Annotated in this window: 16 protein-coding genes; 7 read left to right on the top strand and 9 right to left on the bottom strand. The window is 57.3% G+C overall.

All coding sequences use genetic code 11. The features are described from left to right. Window positions 1-15 precede the first annotated feature (15 nt). Window positions 16-1,323: a rhodanese-like domain-containing protein gene (locus ABLU96_RS25340; protein WP_064377145.1), complete on the top strand. Its 1,308-nt coding sequence runs from the start codon at window positions 16-18 to the stop codon at window positions 1,321-1,323. 139 nt (window positions 1,324-1,462) lie between these two features. On the opposite strand, the gene ABLU96_RS25345 is transcribed toward ABLU96_RS25340, so the two are convergent. Continuing rightward, window positions 1,463-2,080 (bottom strand): CDP-alcohol phosphatidyltransferase family protein, encoded by a 618-nt coding sequence (locus tag ABLU96_RS25345; RefSeq protein WP_046878586.1) that lies wholly within the window; start codon window positions 2,078-2,080, stop codon window positions 1,463-1,465. An 86-nt stretch (window positions 2,081-2,166) separates the two neighbouring features. Between ABLU96_RS25345 and ABLU96_RS25350 the strand changes: the two genes are divergently transcribed. Together ABLU96_RS25350 and gdhA are read left to right on the top strand one after the other, a co-directional pair. After that, a complete protein-coding gene (locus tag ABLU96_RS25350; protein ID WP_009653472.1) occupies window positions 2,167-2,577 on the top strand; it encodes a pyrimidine (deoxy)nucleoside triphosphate diphosphatase in 411 nt (136 codons plus the stop codon). A gap of 182 nt (window positions 2,578-2,759) precedes the next feature. Next, window positions 2,760-4,103 (top strand): NADP-specific glutamate dehydrogenase, encoded by a 1,344-nt coding sequence (gene gdhA / locus ABLU96_RS25355; protein ID WP_014838187.1) that lies wholly within the window; start codon window positions 2,760-2,762, stop codon window positions 4,101-4,103. 72 nt (window positions 4,104-4,175) lie between these two features. Here the strand turns inward: gdhA and ABLU96_RS25360 are convergent, their stop codons facing one another. Beyond that, window positions 4,176-6,131 carry a DNA topoisomerase III gene (locus ABLU96_RS25360; RefSeq protein WP_048261807.1) on the bottom strand — a complete coding sequence of 652 codons (1,956 nt, stop codon included), beginning with the start codon at window positions 6,129-6,131 and terminating at the stop codon, window positions 4,176-4,178. Between the two features lie 4 nt (window positions 6,132-6,135). Then, window positions 6,136-7,179, bottom strand: a complete 1,044-nt coding sequence (selD, locus tag ABLU96_RS25365; protein WP_014228965.1) for a selenide, water dikinase SelD — start codon at window positions 7,177-7,179, stop codon at window positions 6,136-6,138. A 227-nt stretch (window positions 7,180-7,406) separates the two neighbouring features. Here selD and phoC point away from each other — a divergent pair, with 227 nt between their 5' ends. After that, window positions 7,407-8,153 carry an acid phosphatase PhoC gene (gene phoC / locus ABLU96_RS25370; RefSeq protein ID WP_032749502.1) on the top strand — a complete coding sequence of 249 codons (747 nt, stop codon included), beginning with the start codon at window positions 7,407-7,409 and terminating at the stop codon, window positions 8,151-8,153. Window positions 8,154-8,384: 231 nt separating this feature from the next. Here phoC and ABLU96_RS25375 read toward each other — a convergent pair whose 3' ends face one another. Beyond that, complete coding sequence (locus ABLU96_RS25375) at window positions 8,385-8,936, bottom strand: NAD(P)H nitroreductase (RefSeq protein WP_038424334.1); 552 nt, start codon at window positions 8,934-8,936, stop codon at window positions 8,385-8,387. Window positions 8,937-9,102: 166 nt separating this feature from the next. On the opposite strand from ABLU96_RS25375, the gene sppA reads away from it, so the two are divergent. The 3 genes from sppA to pncA all read left to right on the top strand — a co-directional run bounded on the left by sppA (window position 9,103) and on the right by pncA (window position 12,719). After that, window positions 9,103-10,956: a signal peptide peptidase SppA gene (sppA, locus tag ABLU96_RS25380; RefSeq protein ID WP_014228962.1), complete on the top strand. Its 1,854-nt coding sequence runs from the start codon at window positions 9,103-9,105 to the stop codon at window positions 10,954-10,956. Window positions 10,957-11,050: 94 nt separating this feature from the next. After that, window positions 11,051-12,067, top strand: a complete 1,017-nt coding sequence (gene ansA / locus ABLU96_RS25385) for an asparaginase (protein ID WP_004850037.1) — start codon at window positions 11,051-11,053, stop codon at window positions 12,065-12,067. 10 nt (window positions 12,068-12,077) lie between these two features. After that, window positions 12,078-12,719, top strand: a complete 642-nt coding sequence (gene pncA / locus ABLU96_RS25390) for a bifunctional nicotinamidase/pyrazinamidase (protein WP_064407215.1) — start codon at window positions 12,078-12,080, stop codon at window positions 12,717-12,719. A 37-nt stretch (window positions 12,720-12,756) separates the two neighbouring features. Here pncA and ABLU96_RS25395 read toward each other — a convergent pair whose 3' ends face one another. The 5 genes from ABLU96_RS25395 to ABLU96_RS25415 form a co-directional block, all read right to left on the bottom strand. Beyond that, window positions 12,757-14,115 carry an MFS transporter gene (locus ABLU96_RS25395; protein WP_064405371.1) on the bottom strand — a complete coding sequence of 453 codons (1,359 nt, stop codon included), beginning with the start codon at window positions 14,113-14,115 and terminating at the stop codon, window positions 12,757-12,759. Window positions 14,116-14,256: 141 nt separating this feature from the next. Next, window positions 14,257-15,015 (bottom strand): DeoR/GlpR family DNA-binding transcription regulator, encoded by a 759-nt coding sequence (locus ABLU96_RS25400; protein WP_014228959.1) that lies wholly within the window; start codon window positions 15,013-15,015, stop codon window positions 14,257-14,259. A gap of 133 nt (window positions 15,016-15,148) precedes the next feature. Continuing rightward, complete coding sequence (locus ABLU96_RS25405; RefSeq protein ID WP_064407216.1) at window positions 15,149-16,132, bottom strand: aldo/keto reductase; 984 nt, start codon at window positions 16,130-16,132, stop codon at window positions 15,149-15,151. Between the two features lie 9 nt (window positions 16,133-16,141). After that, the gene (locus ABLU96_RS25410; protein WP_032749515.1) at window positions 16,142-17,089 is read right to left on the bottom strand and encodes a sugar kinase; all 948 of its coding nucleotides are present in this window, start codon (window positions 17,087-17,089) and stop codon (window positions 16,142-16,144) included. A gap of 4 nt (window positions 17,090-17,093) precedes the next feature. Then, window positions 17,094-17,930, bottom strand: coding sequence for a ketose-bisphosphate aldolase (locus ABLU96_RS25415; RefSeq protein WP_064405367.1), 837 nt, complete (start codon window positions 17,928-17,930; stop codon window positions 17,094-17,096). Between the last annotated feature and the right edge of the window lie 21 nt (window positions 17,931-17,951).

Raw genomic sequence — 17,951 nt, forward strand, 5'->3', positions numbered from 1 at the left:
CTGCCGGGCATTTCGATGAAACGTGTTTCTCAATTGACCGCACTCGCCCTGCTGATGGGGCTTGCTGCTGCTTCCACCTCCGCCGCTGACACCATGCCAACGCTAACGCTTTCCACGCTGCAACAGCACAACGGCGTCGCTATTGACACGCGCCTTAGCGCTTTCTATAACGGTTGGCCGCAAGGCGCCGACGGCCCTCAGGGCCATGAACCGCAGGCGCTCAACCTCGCCGCCAGCTGGCTTGGCTCGCTGAACGATGAACAGCTGAGCGCCTGGGCTAAGCTGCACAATCTGCAGGCCTCTACGCCGATTGCGCTGTACGGCAACGCCGACGACAACGCGAAAGTCGCGGCGCGCCTTAAGGCGGCTGGTTTCACTCACCTCAGCTCGCTCGGCGACGCCCTGAGCCAGGCGGACCGCCTGCAGAAGCTGCCGCATTTTGAACAGCTGGTGTATCCGCAGTGGCTGCACGACCTCCAGCAGGGTAAACCGGTCACCGCCGCGCCTGCCGGGCACTGGAAGGTGTTCGAGGCCGCCTGGGGCGCGCCGAAGTTTTATCTGCTGAGCCATATTCCGGGCGCCGGGTATATCGATACCAACGAGGTGGAGAGCGAGCCGCTATGGAACAAAGTCTCCGACGCGCAGCTTAAAGCGATGCTGGCAAAACACGGTATTCGCCATGACACCACGGTGATTTTGTACGGTCGCGACGTGTATGCCGCCGCCCGCGTGGCGCAGATCATGCTCTACGCCGGGGTGAAGGATGTGCGCCTGCTCGACGGCGGCTGGAAAACCTGGTCCGACGCCGGGCTGCCGGTCGAGCGCGGAACGCCGCCGAAGCAGAAGCCCGAGCCGGAGTTCGGCGCGCCGATCCCGGGTCAGCCGCAGCTGATGCTCAATACCGAGCAGGCTCGCGCCCTGCTGCACCGTCAGGACGCCTCGCTGGTGAGCATTCGTTCCTGGCCGGAGTTTATCGGCACCACCAGCGGCTACAGCTATATCAAGCCGATGGGGGAGATTGCCGGGGCCCGCTGGGGCCATGCCGGAAGCGACTCCACCCATATGGAGGATTTCCATAATCCGGACGGCACCATGCGTAGCGCAGATGATATCGCCGCGATGTGGAAATCATGGAATATTCTGCCGAACCAGCAGGTCTCTTTTTACTGCGGTACTGGCTGGCGCGCCTCAGAAACCTTTATGTACGCCCGGGCGATGGGCTGGAACAACGTCTCGGTCTACGACGGCGGCTGGTACGAGTGGAGCAGCAACCCGAAAAACCCGGTCTCGCGCGGGGAACGCGGCCCGGAAAGCAGTATGTAATTCGCCTGTTGGCCATATGCACCGCCGGGAAGCATCCTTCCCGGCGCATTCCCGAAGACGGCGCTGGCGCACCGGACCGCTGACGACTGCGGCCCCGTAGCCCGGCTAAGCGCAGCCCGAGCCGGGAAAAACCCGCCCATCAATCTCTTACCTGCTTCAGGGTAAGGTATCCGCTCCACACCCGCGTAAAGGTCGTCAGCCAGCACAGTGCGCCAAACATCCACGCCAGCCACGCAAACCACGCCGGGAACAGGCAGCTCAGCACAAACAGCGCGATAGTTTCCGTCCCTTCCGTCAGCCCGCCGAGATAATAAAACGATTTGTGGGCGTAGCCCGGATTATCGATTTGATGCTTAGCCGCCAGCGCGGCAAAGGCGAGAAAGCTGCTGCCGGTGCCGATAAACGCGAACAGCAGCCAGCCGCCCGCTAGCGCGTTGTGCGCCGGATCGGCAAGAATAAAGCCAAACGGCACCAGGGCATAAAACAGGAAATCGAGCGAAATATCGAGAAAACCGCCCGCATCGGTTAATCCGCGTCGCCGGGCCAGCGCGCCGTCCAGGCCATCCAGCAGTCGGTTGAGCACGATCGCCGCCAGCGCCGCCGGATACCAGCCCAGGGCTAAAAACGGCAGCGCCAGCACGCCAATCGCAAAGCCAAAGAGCGTCAGGCCATCGGGAGAGATAGCCGGACGATCCAGCAGGGCGACGGCGGCGTTGAGGACAGGTTTCAGGCGGGGATGCAAATGACGGTCAAGCACAAAGTCTCTCCAGCGAATTCAGGGTTGTTTGACGGGGACAAGGACGGTGATAATAGGCCATTATCCCGTACAGAACGATGATTCACATGCTAAAAACCCTTGATGTTGTTGCCGCCATTATCGAACGCAACGGGCAAATTCTGCTGGCGCAGCGGCCGCCCCACGCGGATCAGCCGGGAATGTGGGAGCTGGCCGGCGGTAAAGTAGAACCCGGCGAAACCCAGGCCCAGGCGCTGGCGCGCGAGCTCCAGGAGGAGCTGGCGATCGACGCCCGGCCGGAATGCTACATCGCCAGCCACCAGCGCGAAGTGTCCGCCCGCCTGATACATCTTCACGCCTGGTGGGTTCCGCATTTTAACGGCGAACCCATCGCCCGCTACCACAGCCAGCTGCGCTGGTGTTCACCGCAGGAGGCGTTAACCTTCCCTCTTGCGCCAGCCGATATTCCCCTGCTCGAAGCCTTTATCGCCCAGCGCGCCGCTCTCCATTCCCGCTAATTTTATCGGGTGGTTGTCATCGTTTTTGATTATGACCACCGCCTGATTATAAATTTTGCTTTCTGAACAATTTTTCCTTGCTTAACTAACGATTTCCGATGGTATAGTCGGAAAATCGGCTTTTTCAAGGGCCGAATCATAATAAATAGACGCAACCACAACCATAAGGGGAACTTATATCTATGGATCAGACGTGCACTCTGGAAGGTTTTCTCGCCCGCGTTCAACAGCGCGATCCAAATCAAACTGAATTTGCTCAGGCGGTCCGCGAGGTGATGACCACCCTGTGGCCATTCCTTGAGGAAAATCCGCGCTATCGTCAGATGAATTTGCTGGAACGTCTGGTTGAACCGGAGCGTGCTATCCAGTTCCGCGTCGTTTGGGTTGATGACCGCAATCAGGTTCAGGTTAACCGCGCCTGGCGCGTGCAGTTCAACTCCGCCATCGGCCCGTATAAGGGCGGTATGCGTTTCCATCCCTCTGTAAACCTGTCGATTCTGAAATTCCTCGGCTTTGAACAAACCTTCAAAAACGCCCTCACCACCCTGCCTATGGGCGGCGGTAAAGGCGGCAGCGACTTCGATCCTAAAGGAAAAAGCGATGGCGAAGTGATGCGTTTCTGCCAGTCGCTGATGACTGAGCTGTATCGCCACCTCGGTCCGGATACCGACGTGCCGGCCGGTGATATCGGCGTGGGCGGTCGTGAAGTGGGCTTTATGGCCGGAATGATGCGTAAGCTCTCCAACAACAGCGCCTGCGTCTTCACCGGTAAAGGCCTCTCCTTCGGCGGCAGCCTGATTCGTCCGGAAGCCACCGGTTACGGACTGATTTACTTCACCGAAGCGATGCTTAAGCGCCACGGTTTGGGCTTTGAAGGGGCTCGCGTCGCGGTGTCCGGGTCGGGCAACGTGGCGCAGTACGCGATTGAGAAAGCCATGGAGCTCGGCGCGCGGGTGATTACGGCTTCCGACTCCAACGGTACCGTGGTTGACGAGTCTGGCTTTACCAAAGAAAAACTGGCGCGCCTGATCGACATTAAAGAGCGCAGCCACGGCCGCGTGGCGGATTACGCGCGCGAGTTCGGCCTGACCTACCTTGAAGGTAAGCAGCCGTGGTCCGTGCCGGTGGATATCGCTCTGCCGTGCGCCACGCAGAACGAGCTGGACGTCGACGCTGCCCGCCAGCTGATTGCCAACGGCGTGAAGGCCGTCGCGGAAGGCGCCAACATGCCAACCACTATCGCGGCGACCGATCTGTTCCTCGAAGCGGGCGTGCTGTTCGCGCCGGGTAAAGCGGCCAACGCCGGCGGCGTCGCTACTTCAGGACTGGAAATGGCGCAGAACGCCGCGCGTATGGGCTGGAAAGCGGAGAAAGTGGATGCCCGTCTGCACCATATCATGCTGGATATCCACCACGCCTGCGTTGAATACGGCGGTGAAGCGAAGCAGACCAACTACGTACGCGGCGCGAATATCGCCGGTTTCGTGAAGGTCGCCGACGCAATGCTGGCGCAGGGTGTTATTTAAGTCCACTCGCTGACTGAACCCCTGTATATGGGTTCGGAGCATAATTGAAAAACCCCGGTTTCCCGGGGTTTTTTATTGCGGGCTTTCCGCCGCAGGGCCGGCGGCGCTTTTTTTATCTTTCACTTTGGCTCTGCCTTTCCCCTTGCTAAAGCTCTTCTTGCCATCGCCCGGGGCCACAATTCCGCGGAAGCGGCGTACCGGCGTGCTCCTGGCCTGGTCGATAAGCTGGAACAGGGTACCGACCAGCGGCTGCATAAAGTCCTGATAGCGGCACTGTTTCTCGCTGATTTGCGTCAGAATAGATTCCCAGTGGGCGGTCATATCCGGGCGCGTCGCCATTTCAGGCAAAGAGTGGAACAGAGCCTTCCCGGCGTCGGTGGAGTGGATATAGCGCCCTTTCTTGGTTAAGAAGCCGCGTTTGAACAACAGTTCGATAATCCCGGCGCGGGTTGCCTCCGTACCGAGGCCGTCCGTTGCGCGCAGGATCTTCTTCAGGTCTTTATCCTGCACAAAGCGGGCAATACCGGTCATCGCCGATAGCAGCGTCGCATCGGTAAAATGACGCGGCGGCTGGGTCTGACGCTCCACCACTTCGCCTTTTTCGCATAGCAGCTCGTCATCCTTTGCCACCACCGGCAGCGGCATGCCGTCATTCTCTTCATCGCGCTCTTTATTGCCCAGCAGGGTTCGCCAGCCCGCTTCCGCCAGAAAACGCGCTTTGGCAACGAACTTGCCGTTGGCGATATCGAGATCGATCTGGCATTTGCGGAACACCGCATCCGGGCAGAACTGCATCAGATACTGGCGGGCAATCAGGCCGTAAACCTTTTCTTCGTTGTCGCTGAGTTTTACCTGCGAACTGCGGGCGGTCGGAATAATCGCGTGGTGGGCATCGACCTTTTTATCGTCCCAGCAGCGGTTACGGATCTCCGGATCCACCACCGGCTGCGGCAGCAGATCCGCCGCGTGCACGCCGATCGCGTTCAGCACCGCATGGCGCCCGGCAAAATGCTCCTCCGGCAGGTAGCGGCTATCCGAACGCGGATAGGTAATCAGCTTATGGGTTTCGTACAGCTTCTGGCAGATATCCAGCACGTTCTGCGCGCTAAAGCCGAAGCGCTTCGCGGCTTCAATCTGCAGCGCCGAGAGGGAGAACGGCAGCGGCGCTGGCTCAGAGTCCCGCTTATCGTTATAAGCGGTGACCGTCGCCGGCTGCCCCTCAATGCGCTTGACGACGTGCTCGGCAAGCGAGCGATGCAGCAGTCGCCCCTCTTCATCCTGGTACGGTTCGCAGGCCTCGCTGGGCACCCAGGTGGCGACAAAACGCTCATCCTTGGGGGTAACGATATGCGCCTTGACGTCGAAGAAGTCTTTAGCGACGAAGTTTTCAATCTCTTCATCGCGGCGTACCACCAGGCCAAGCACCGGCGTTTGCACGCGCCCGACCGAGAGTACCCCCTGGTAACCCGCGTTACGGCCAAGGATGGTGTATGCGCGGGTCATATTGATCCCGTATAGCCAGTCGGCGCGGGCGCGGGCCAGCGCGGAGACGCACAGCGGAACAAATTCGCTGTTGGCGCGCAGGCGGTTAATCGCCCGCTCCACCGCCTGCGGGTTAAGATCGTTAATCAGACAGCGCTGCACCTGCTGACGCTTTTCCGGCGCCAGCTGCAGGTAGTCAAGTACCTCATCCACCAGCAGTTGCCCCTCTCTGTCCGGGTCACCCGCATGAATGACTTCCTGCGCATCGCCGAGCAGACGCTTAATCACGTTAAGCTGTTTGGTCACCGACGGTTTAGGCTGGAGCTGCCACTTTTCCGGCACGATAGGCAAGTCGAGCAGGTTCCAGCGCGCATAGCGCGCATCGTAGACGTCGGGCTGGGCCTGCTCCAGCAGGTGGCCGATGCACCACGTGACCACCTGCCCGTTACCGCACTCAATGTAGCCGTCGCCTTTGCGATGCGGTTTTGGCAGCACATCGGCGATGGCGCGGCCGAGACTCGGTTTTTCTGCAATAAACAGCCGCATGAAATCAACGGATCTCGATCATAGGGCGTCCGCCGCGGGCGGTCACCAGCTCGCCGATAGCGGTAAGCGTGATACCAAACTCAGCGGCGGCTGCCTGCACCTCAGCCTCGGCTTCCGGCGTTACCGCCAGCAGCAGACCGCCGGAGGTTTGCGGATCGCACAGCAGATCGCGCCACGCTGGCGGCATGTCGCCCATCAAATGGCCGTAGCTGGCAAAGTTACGCCCGGTACCGCCCGGCACCGCGCCCGCCGCGATGTAGGCTTCGACGCCGGGCAATTTCGGGATATCCGCATAGGTAAGCTGCGCCTGTACGCCCGCGCCGCGGCACACTTCGCTCAGGTGGCCCAGAAGCCCGAAGCCGGTGACGTCGGTCATCGCTTTCACGCCGTCAATGTTGGCGAACGCCGAGCCGACGAGGTTCATCTGGCACATGGTTTCCGTCGCCAGCCCCTGGTGCTCAGGCTTCAGCAGCGACTTTTTCTCCGCGGTGGTCAGCACGCCAATACCCAGCGGTTTAGTGAGATACAGCTTGCAGCCGGCCTGCGCGGTGCTGTTTTTCTTCACCCGCTCGGTCGGGACGACGCCGGTCACGGCAAGCCCGAAGATGGGTTCCGGAGCGTCAATGGAGTGGCCGCCGGCAAGCGCGATCCCCGCCTGCTGGCAGGCAAAGCGCCCGCCCTCAACCACCTGACGAGCAATTTCCGGCGCCAGGGTATTGATGGGCCAGCCGAGAATAGCGATCGCCATAATCGGCTTACCGCCCATGGCGAAAATATCGCTGATGGCGTTGGTCGCCGCAATGCGCCCAAAGTCGAACGGGTTGTCGACGATCGGCATAAAAAAATCGGTAGTGCTGACGATCGACGTGCCGTTACCGAGATCGTAGACCGCGGCATCATCGCTGGTTTCGTTGCCCACCAGCAGATTCGGGTCGATAAATTTGGCCTGGTCGCTTTGCAGGATAGTTTCCAGCACCTTAGGGGAAATTTTACACCCGCAACCGGCTCCGTGGCTGTATTGCGTTAAACGAATGGCTTGCTCGCTCATGGACATCTCCTGTCATTGCAATCCCGATATGGTAGCGCCCAAATGGCGGAGTGGTAAGTGCGACAGTCCGAAATCGCGTATGGTTGCTCATTAAGCAGACAAAAAACCGATTTTGCGATGCGGCCCCGCTTTTTCAACGTGATTTTACCCTTTACTAAAAAATGACAGAAATATGACAAGCATAAATTCTGTTTTCTCTGGACATATAACAACGTAAGGAAGTTTTCATGAAAAAGCGTGTTCTCGCCGTTTGCCTGGCCAGTCTCTTCTCCCTTAACGCTTTCGCCCTGGTTCCCGCCGGTAACGACGTCACCACAAAACCCGATCTCTACTACCTGACCAACGCCCAGGCCATCGACAGCCTGACGCTGCTGCCGCCGCCGCCGGAAGTGGGCAGTATCGCGTTTTTAAACGATCAGGCGATGTATGAGAAAGGCCGTCTGCTGCGCGGCACCGAGCGCGGTAAGCTGGCGGTTGAAGACGCCAACCTGAGCGGCGGCGGCGTCGCCAACGCCTTCTCCGGCGCCTTCGGCTCGCCCATTACCGCCAAAGATGCGCCGGAGCTGCACAAGCTGCTCACCAACATGATTGAAGATGCCGGCGACCTGGCGACGCGAGGAGCGAAGGAGAAGTACATGCGCATTCGCCCATTTGCGTTTTATGGCGTCGCCACCTGTAACACCAAGGAACAGGATACGCTGTCGAAAAACGGCTCCTACCCCTCCGGCCACACCTCTATCGGCTGGGCCACCGCGCTGGTGCTGGCTGAGATTAATCCCCAGCGGCAAAATGAAATCCTTAAGCGCGGCTTTGAGCTCGGCGAGAGCCGGGTGATCTGCGGCTATCACTGGCAGAGCGACGTAGACGCGGCGCGTATCGTCGGTTCGGCGGTCGTCGCCACGCTGCATACCAATCCGGCCTTCCAGCAGCAGCTTCAGAAAGCGAAAGACGAATTCGCGAAACGACAGAAGTAACATCGTCGCCGTTGAATGCCCGGAGGCGGCGTCTGAAACGCTCTGCCTCGGCTACGGGTTCCCAGCCGTCCGCGGTTTGGTAGTCCGGACTGGTGCGCCAGCACCGCCTCCGGGAAAGGTGTCAAGTCTGATACACTGACACTGCTTCCACCCGGCTCGCGCTGCGCTTAGCCGGGCTACTTCCCCCGAGGAGGCGGTGAGCCGGGCCCGCCCGGCATAACGAGAACGGACTCAGAAGCGCGTCACGAACGGCGCGGTATCCGGCAAAGCGATGGTGGTTGACGCTTTGAGCTGCGGGGTCCCCAGATAGAGAAAGCCCACGATCTTATCCTGCTCGCGGCAGGCAAACCCTTCGCGTACAACCGGGCTTTCGGTTAACGCGCCGCTGCGCCAGATGCCGTTAAACCCCTGCGCCACGGCCGCCATCTGCATGGCCATCACCGCACAGCCCGCCGACATCTCTTGCTCCCACTTTGGCACCTTCGGATGATCTTCACAGTGCGCCACCACCGCAATGATCAGCGGCGCGCGAAACGGCGCGCTGCGCGCTTTTTCAATCGCTTTTTCATCTCCCCCTGCCGCCACCGCGCCTTTTTCCAGCAGCTGGCTGAAGCGCTCGCGCCCTTCATCGGCAATAATGAAGAAGCGCCACGGCTGCAGCGTCCCGTGGTCCGGCGCGCGCAGGCCAGCGCGAAGGATGTTTTCCAGCTGTTCGCCCGCCGGAGCCGGGTCGGTCAGACGTGAAGCGCTGCGGCGATTAACCAGTAGTTCGAGAGCATCCATCTGTATAACTCCTGTGATGTGATTTTTCATAAAATTAACATGCGCAAGGATTTTGTTACAGCCCAACGGGTGATTCCTGCTGACAACCGACGGCACTCTCATTAGGATAGCCAGACGCGGCAGCCCCTGCGGCTCGCCCATTTTTGATTATGGTTAGGGAGAATACATGCGAACTCTTTGGCGACTGCTCGCCGGATTTTTTAAATGGACATGGCGCGTGCTCAATTTCATTCGCCAGCTCGCACTGAACGTGGTTTTCCTGGTGCTGGTGCTGGCCTGCGTCGGCATCTGGGCCCAGTTCAGCAGTACAACGACAGAGCACGCTACCCGCGGCGCGCTGCTGCTGGATATCACCGGCGTGGTGGTCGATAAACCCTCGGCCAGCAGCAAGCTTGGCGTGATTGGCCGCCAGCTGTTTGGCGCCAGTTCCGATCGCCTGCAGGAAAACTCGCTGTTCGACATTGTGCAGACAATTCGCCAGGCGAAAGACGACCGCAATATCACCGGTATCGTGCTGGATCTGAAGGACTTTGCCGGCGGCGATCAGCCGTCAATGCAGTATATCGGTAAAGCGCTGCGCGAATTCCGCGATAGCGGCAAGCCGGTATATGCCATCGGCAGCAGCTACAGCCAGGGTCAGTACTATCTGGCCAGCTTCGCCAATAAGATCTGGCTCTCGCCGCAGGGCGAAGTGGACCTGCACGGCTTCGCGACCAACGGCCTGTACTACAAATCGCTGCTCGACAAGCTCAAAGTGTCGACCCACGTTTTCCGCGTCGGCACCTATAAGTCAGCGGTAGAGCCGTTTATCCGCGATGATATGTCCCCGGCGGCGCGCGAGGCGGACAGCCGCTGGATTGGCGAGCTGTGGCAAAACTATCTCAATACCATTGCCGCCAACCGCCAGATCACCGCTCAGCAGCTGTTCCCCGGCGCTCAGGGCGTGATTGACGGCCTGCGTAAAGTCGATGGCGACACGGCAAAATACGCGCTGGATAACAAGCTGGTTGATGCGCTGGGCACCTCTACCGAGGTGGAAAAAGCGCTGACTAAACAGTTTGGCTGGAGTAAGGAGGACAACAACTACAGCGCAATCAGCTACTACGATTACACGCTGAAAACGCCTGCCGACCAGGGTTCCGCAATAGCGGTTATCTTTGCTAACGGCGCGATTATGGATGGCGAAGAAACGCCGGGTAACGTCGGCGGCGACACCACCGCCGCGCAGATCCGCGACGCGCGCCTCGATCCGAAAGTGAAAGCGATCGTGCTGCGGGTTAACAGCCCGGGCGGCAGCGTCAGCGCCTCCGAGATGATTCGCGAAGAGCTGGCGGCGGCAAAAGCGGCCGGTAAACCAGTGGTGGTCTCAATGGGCGGCATGGCAGCATCCGGCGGCTACTGGATCTCCACCCCGGCGGATTATATCGTCGCCAACCCCAGCACCCTTACCGGCTCTATCGGTATCTTTGGGGTGATCAATACCGTCGAAGATACCCTCGGCTCAATTGGCGTCCATACCGACGGCGTGGCCACCTCGCCGCTGGCTGATGTCTCAACCACCAAAGCGCTGCCTCCGGAAGTACAACAGCTGATGCAGCTCAGCATCGAAAACGGCTACAAGCGTTTTATCACCCTGGTGGCGAACGCGCGTAAGAGCACGCCGGAGAAAATTGACCAAATCGCTCAGGGCCACGTCTGGACCGGTGAAGATGCAAAAGCGAACGGCCTGGTCGATAGCCTTGGCGACTTTGACGACGCTGTGGCAAAAGCCGCCGAGCTGGCGAAGCTGAAACAGTGGCATATCAACTACTATCAGGAAGAACCGACCTTCTTTTCGATGGTGGTGGATAGCCTGACGGGTTCCGTTCGCGCGGCGCTGCCGGCAGCGGTCCAGGCGTATCTGCCCGCACCGGTCGCCGCGGCGGCCAATGCGGTGAAAACCGAGAGCGATAAGCTGGCGGCATTCAACGATCCGCAGAACCGCTACGCGTTCTGCTTAACCTGCGCCAATATTCGTTAATCCTCTGCCGCCCCATCCCGTGGGGCGGCATTTACTTTATTTTTTCTTCCGCCCCTCTATACTGCGCCTGTCTACGTTTAACCTAAGCGATGCTATGCAGAAGAAATCTATTTACGTTGCCTATACCGGCGGCACCATTGGTATGCAGCGTTCTGAACACGGCTATATCCCCGTTTCCGGCCATTTACAGCGCCAGCTGGCGTTGATGCCCGAGTTTCACCGCCCGGAGATGCCGGACTTCACCATTCATGAATACGCCCCGTTAATGGACTCTTCCGATATGACGCCGGAAGACTGGCAGCATATCGCCGACGATATTCGCGACCATTATGACCAGTACGATGGTTTCGTGATCCTCCACGGCACGGACACCATGGCGTTTACCGCCTCTGCGCTCTCCTTCATGCTGGAGAATCTGGGAAAACCGGTCATTGTGACAGGGTCACAAATCCCGCTTGCCGAACTGCGCTCTGATGGCCAGATTAACCTGCTCAACGCGCTGTACGTCGCCGCCAACTATCCGATTAACGAAGTGTCGCTGTTCTTCAATAATCGCCTCTACCGCGGCAACCGCACGACGAAGGCCCATGCCGACGGCTTTAACGCCTTCGCCTCGCCCAACCTGGCGCCGCTGCTGGAAGCCGGTATCCATATTCGCCGGCTCGGCACGCCTCCCGCGCCGCACGGCAGCGGCGAGCTGGTGGTGCACCCTATCACGCCGCAGCCGATTGGCGTGGTGACGATTTATCCCGGCATTTCCGCCGACGTGGTGCGCAACTTCCTGCGCCAGCCGGTCAAAGCGCTGATCCTGCGCTCCTATGGCGTCGGTAACGCGCCGCAGAACGGCGAGTTTATTCAGGTCCTGGCCGAAGCCAGCCAGCGCGGTATCGTGGTGATTAATTTGACCCAGTGTATGTCCGGCAAGGTCAACATGGGCGGCTACGCCACCGGCAACGCGCTGGCGCAGGCTGGCGTGATTAGCGGATTTGATATGACCGTCGAGGCCACGCTGACCAAGCTACACTATTTGCTGAGCCAGGATCTGGACGTGGCGGCTATCCGTCACGCCATGCAGGAGAATCTGCGCGGCGAACTGACACCCGATGAGTAAGGAGAAGCACATGACCCAGCGCGCGCTGCTACTGGTCGATTTACAAAATGATTTCTGCGCCGGCGGCGCGCTAGCCGTCCCGCAGGGCGACAGCACGGTGGACGTCGCCAACCAGCTTATAGACTGGAGCCTGGCGCGGGGAGAAACGGTAGTTGCCAGCCAGGACTGGCACCCGGCGAACCACGGCAGCTTTGCCAGTCAGCATCAGGTCGAACCCTATGCCCAGGGTGAGCTTGATGGCCTGGCGCAGACGTTCTGGCCGGATCACTGCGTGCAGAATAGCGAAGGCGCGGCGCTGCATCCGCTGCTCAAACAGCAGGATATTGCCGCCGTGTTCCACAAAGGGGAAAATCCGGCCATTGACAGCTACAGCGCCTTTTTCGACAACGGCCACCGGCAGAAAACGCAGCTCGATGCATGGCTGCGCGAGCGCGGCATTAGCGAGCTAACGGTGCTGGGGCTCGCCACCGACTACTGCGTCAAGTTTACCGTGCTTGACGCCCTCAATCTGGGCTACACCGTCAACGTGATTACCGACGGCTGCCGCGGGGTGAATATTCAGCCGCAGGATAGCAATCTGGCGTTTATGGAGATGGCCGCCGCGGGCGCAACTCTCTATACCCTTGACGACTGGCTGGAAACCCACGCATGAAATACGCCGACAGGCATTGTCCTGTCGGCGCGTTATCTCAGGCCAGAGCGGAAATCTCTTCCAGCGACGCGTTGCGCGTTTCGATGCCAAAACAAAACAGAATCAGCGCGCAAAGCGCCAGCAATAAACCAAGAACCATAAATACGGTAATCGCGCCGTAGCGGGTCAGCAGGATAGCGACGCCGTAAGGGGTAAATACGGCGACAATTCTGCCTACCGCGTTAACAAAACCTGAACCGCGCAGACGGAGATGCGTTGGCCACAGCTCCGGCACATATACCGCTGAAGCAAAGCAGACGTACATGTACAGGAAAAATATCATCACCAGACCATAGCTTAAGATGGCCCACTCTGCGGTTTGAATCGAATAGAAGTAGCCGAGCACCGCAATAATTATCAGTAGAAATGAGCCAAATAATCGCCGCGGAAAACGGTCGATAATCAGCGCGGCGATAAATATCCCCACCGGTGCCCCAACCATCATTATCGCGGTCATCAAGATAGATTTCGTCACGTCGATCCCCGAATTGACGAAAATCGTTGGGATCCACACCGTGATGGTATAGAGCGAAATGTTCATGGCGATCAGTACCGTGATCGCCACCAGCGTTCGCCGCAGCATCTGACCTTTAAACAGCAGCCAGAAAGAGCCGCTTTCCGCGCACGGCTCCGCAACCGGGGCAGTACTCTGCCAGGACGGTAATGTGATGTTTTTCTCTTTCTCGATTTGCGACTCCACCTGCCGGAGGTGTTCTTCAGCCGCATGTCGTTGTCCCTTGCCGGCCAGCCAGCGTGGGGATTCAATAAAATACATCCCCGACAGATACCAGGCCAACAGCATAGCCGCACCGCCGAGCAGAAACATCATCCGCCAGCTTAAAAAAGCGATCACTACAACGCCGATGGCCGCCGACAGCATGGGCGACCAGTTGCCGACAAACGACAGTCGGGCGGACCATTTGCCGCGTACCGCGGGCGGAATAAATTCGGTAAATGAGGCATAGCCCACCATAATCAGCGCGCCCATCCCGCAGCCCATCAGACAGCGGAATAAGATAAGCCAGTATATATTGGGCACAAAGGTTGCCGCACAGGCAGAGATCCCGACGATCAGTAAATTGACGCGAAAAGCTTTGCGTCGTCCGAGATAGTCCCCAATAAAACCGCCGGTCAGCGAGCCGATAAAGTAGCCAAACATCAGCGCCGAGGTAAATGCCGCATTGAGATAATTATTTGACCAGCCGTTGCTGACTAATTTTGCCAGCACCACGTTACCGGAATAGCTGAGGAAACCGGTGATTAATAAACTAAAACTAATAATGCCAAAAATACGAAAATGAAATCGCGACAAGGGTAAGCGGTCTAATCTTGCGCCGATAGGGTCACATTGTTCCATCTGGATGCCTCAAATTCAGCTAAATTATAAAGTATGGCGTTGGCGGCAGGGTCACTTTTGCCGCGCCGTCCGTCATCATTAAATTTTTATGGCATTACCCAAGTGCAAACGAAAACAATATCGACACCACCAACGGCGAAGTTAATAAACCAGTTGAATATTATTTTCTTTACAGAATGCAATCCACTGTGCACCCGGCGCCTTATTAGTGATAAGGTAATTAATATGGCTAAAATCCACCAGCTGGACGAACGCTTTACGATCGAATTTGGAGTGATCGACCAGCAGAGCTACTTCGGCTGCCTGGCGAATCATGGTTTTCTTGATTTCCGCTTCCGCTTCGTTCGAGTCAAGCGCCCCGCTCTGCATATCGAGGCCTTTGCAGCTCATTACCATAATATCTACATGATAACGACTGATAATTTCCTTGGTGATTCGCCCCTGCAGCGACAGCGTGTTCTTATTCAGTTCTCCGCCGGTAGAAACAACGTTTATTTCCGACTGCGCCAGCTCATGAAATGCTTCCGCCGAGTTGGTTAACAGCGTGAGATCGTTTCTCTCCTTTAGCAGCTTTAATAACTCCATCGCCGTACTGCTGGAATCGGCAGCCATGGTGGTTTTATTTTTAATAAACGGCAAGGCATTACGGGCAATAATTTGCTTCTCTTCAAAATGAGACTTTGCCCGTTTATAAAAATGAATATTGTCGGATAAAGCACTGGTATTTAATACCGCGCCGCCGTACGTTCGGGTCAAAAAACCTTCATCTTCGAGCTTTTCCAGATCGCGGCGTATGGTTTCCTCAGTGACCTGAAAAATTGCGCTTAAATTAGAAACCGCCACTTTCTTATCGTTAGTCACCATTTGCTTAATGGCCTGAATCCTGTCTTTTGCCGCCACGATAACACCTCTGTTTCCCGCAAAGTAATAACCCCCTGGCCTCTGCCAGGACATGTTTGTTTTCAAAATAACATGTCCGAATAGCAGATTCCAATATTCTTTTACACAGAAACAGAGGTCAATGATGCCGCTCTTATTTTGTCTCCACCGCTTCCGCCATTCGTATCATCAATAATGAATCATCATCCGTCAAAGCGATGGTCAGCGCGGCAATATTTTCACGCACCTGTTCGGGCGCCGTGGCGCCGCTGAGTAAGGTGATTAAATCGCTTTGCTTTAAAATCCACGCCAGCGCCAGCGCGGGGATGGTGCAGCGGTATTTTTCGCACAGCGGCTGCCACTGCTCAAGCATATCAATCACGCGCAGCATATTTTCCCGCTGGAACCAGACCTTATTAGCACGCGCGCCGCCGGGAACATAATCACGGCCGATAGTGCCGGTCAGTAGCCCCTGTTCAAGCGGCGAGTAGACCTGCACCACAATACCGTTCTGCTGACAGAGCGGCAGCAGCTCGGCTTCCAGCGCCCGGTCAAGAATGCTGTACTTGGCCTGCACGATATCCAGCTCGCCGTGTTTGAGGTACTCCCTGATATGCCCGACATCGACGTTCGCCGCGCCGATGGCGCGAATCTTGCCCTCTTTCTTTAGCGCGTTCAGCGTGGCGACGGTCTCCGCAATTGGCGTAAAGCAGGGCTCCACCGACTGCCAGTGGGTCATATAGATATCAATGGTGTCGATACCCAGCCTTTGCAGGCTGGCCTCCACCTCTTCGCGAATCGACTCGGGCGTCAGGTTTTTGTACAGCTGGCGATCGCCGACCTTGTTAAACAGGCTACCCGTCCGCTCCCAGACGATACCGCATTTGGTTTCGACGACGACTTCACGGCGCGGAAGCTGTTTAAGCGCCTGGCCGACAATCACTTCGCTGTTGCCGAAGTTGTAGCCCGGCGCGGTATCAATCAGATTGATCCCACAGCGATGCGCCTCAACAATGGTATCGATACATATCTGCAGGTCGAGATCGCCGTTCCATGCCGGGCCGCCGCCAATGGCCCATGTGCCTAATCCCATGCGGGAAAGCGTCATATCCGTACTGCCTAAAGGAATCATTTTCATCTGCTGCTATTACCCTTCGTATTCGTCGAGAAGTTGTTCAACCAGCTTTCTGTTCTTCACGCCCGTGGTGGCGCCTACGCTAAGCACCGAGATCGCGGCCGTTGCGTTAGCAAACAGCGCGCAGTCGCGCAGCGGCTTGCCTTCCAGCAGCGCGGAGATAAATCCCGAGGCAAAATTGTCGCCCGCGCCAATGGTGTCGATGGCGGTAATGCCAGAAACCGCCGGAACCTCCATTTTCATATCGGCACGCTTAATAAAGCAGCCTCTCTTACCGGTCTTGATGACGACCGTTTTTACGCCGCAGCTCAGGAAACAGTCGGCAATCTCATCCAGCGTCTCTTTGCCGGTGAGCAGTTTTGCCTCGGCAAAATTGGGAAACAGATAATCGACGTAGCTCAGCGCCTCACGAATATCCTCAAGGGTTTCGTTAAGCCGCGGCTTAATCATATCGGCGCAAATAATTAACCCATGCGCTTTGGCCTGAATGAAGATCTCCGTTAACGCTTTGCCGTCGAGCAGCGGGCTATTAAAAATGCTCGCCAGCGACAGCAGCGTTGCCTGAGAGAAGCGGTCAAAATCAACATCGTTAATATTCAGCTTCCACAGGCTCCCGTTGCGGTTAGTCACAAAAGTACGCTCGCCATCGGCGGTGACTAAGCCCACGTTAATTGAGGTATCGATTTCGCTATCCTGCTTCAGGCTATGGATATCAATATTCTCCCGGCGGCAGTGTTCAAGAATAAAATGTCCTGCTGCGTCGTTCCCTATCCGGCTAATTAATGCTGTTCGGTGACCGAGTCGGGAAATAATAGTGGCCTCATTAATGGCATCTCCCCCGGTGGTCATGGCGATGCGTTCTAACGGATAAGAGTCGACATCAAAGATATTTTTACTCACCGGCTGCAGAGGAATATCTACGATAGCCGCACCCAGACAAATAACCTCGATATTATCCATATTGTCATTCCGCTTTCCCGTCAGAACCAAACAGTTTGATCTTCTCCAGCGCGCGCGCTTTCACCGCTTTGCGAACTTCACGTTCTACGTGCAGGAACGGCTGATTGTGGTTCTCCTGTACCGCCGCCATCGCCGCCTGGCACAGTTCGGTATGGATGTTAATCTTCGAAATACCTAACGAAATGGCCTGCTTAATATCCGCGTCGCTAATGCCGGACGCGCCGTGTAGCACCAGCGGAACGGATACCGCCTCGCGCACGCGTTTCACTACATCAAAATTCAATTTCGGTTCTGAGGTATAGACGCCGTGCTGGTTGCCAATCGCCACCGCCAGCGAATCGCATCCGGTACGCTCGACGAACTCCGCCGCCTGATCCGGGTCGGTATAGTGATAGTCCGCCAGCGCTTCTTCGTAGACCGTTTCATTCCCCACATGCCCCAGCTCCGCCTCAACCGGAATACCCAGCGGATGGAAGAAATCCACCGCCTCTTTGGTCAGGCGAATGTTCTCTTCAAAATCAAAGGCTGAAGCGTCGCGCATCAGCGAATTCATGCCGTGGACCCAGGCGTTGTGGATTATCTCCATGCTGCGCCCGTGGTCCCAGTGAGCAATCACCGGAACCGACGCCTTTTTGGCCATCGAAACCATCATATGCGAAAAATCTTCAAACGAGGTATTGCCCACAAATCCGGTACCGAAAGAGATAATCACCGGCGACTTAGCCTCTTCCGCTGCATCAATAACTCCCATCAGCATTTCCGCATTCCACACGTTAAAGTGGGCAATCGCATAATGTTTATTCTGGGCATCAATTTCCCAATATTTAATATCTGCCAGCATGGTTGTTTCTCCCTTTGCAAT

The organism is Klebsiella sp. CN_Kp106 (assembly GCF_040064575.1).
GTDB classification, from domain to species: domain Bacteria; phylum Pseudomonadota; class Gammaproteobacteria; order Enterobacterales; family Enterobacteriaceae; genus Klebsiella; species Klebsiella michiganensis.